The following is a 602-nucleotide window of genomic DNA, read 5'->3' as shown; positions in this document are numbered from 1 at the left end:
GCGTATTCGATCTCCAGTTGCGTCCCTTGCAGGATCATCTGGGTCGCTTCTTCCTTCATCTCGGCATCCCACAGGTGTGGGTTTTCGATTTTGATCTGGTTGATCACGTCGATACCAAAGTTCAGGTGCATCGACTCGTCACGCAGGATGTACTGGAACTGCTCGGCCACGCCGGTCATTTTGTTGCGGCGGCCCATGGACAGGATCTGGGTGAAGCCGCAGTAGAAGAAGATGCCTTCCAGCACGCAGTAGTAAGCGACCAGGTTGCGCAGCAGTTCCTTGTCGGTGTCGACGGTGCCGGTTTCGAACTTCGGATCGGAGATCGAGCGGGTGTATTTCAGGCCCCAGGCGGCTTTTTTGGCGACCGATGGGATCTCGTGGTACATGTTGAAGATCTCGCCTTCATCCATGGCCAGCGATTCGATGCAGTACTGGTAGGCATGGGTGTGGATCGCTTCTTCGAAGGCCTGGCGCAGGATGTACTGGCGGCACTCCGGGTTGGTGATCAGGCGGTACACGGCCAGCACCAGGTTGTTGGCGACCAGCGAGTCGGCGGTGGAGAAGAAGCCGAGGTTGCGCATGACGATGCGGCGTTCGTCGTC

At 57.8% G+C, this 602-nt stretch carries 1 protein-coding gene; it reads right to left on the bottom strand.

Going from position 1 to position 602, the window contains the following annotated elements:
* Positions 1-602: ribonucleotide-diphosphate reductase subunit beta (locus DK870_RS30135; protein ID WP_161550436.1), on the bottom strand; the 602-nt coding region annotated here is incomplete at both ends.

It is taken from the genome of Pseudomonas sp. Q1 (assembly GCF_009935975.1).
GTDB lineage: Bacteria > Pseudomonadota > Gammaproteobacteria > Pseudomonadales > Pseudomonadaceae > Aquipseudomonas > Aquipseudomonas palleroniana.
This window is presented reverse-complemented; position numbering and strand designations above follow the sequence as displayed.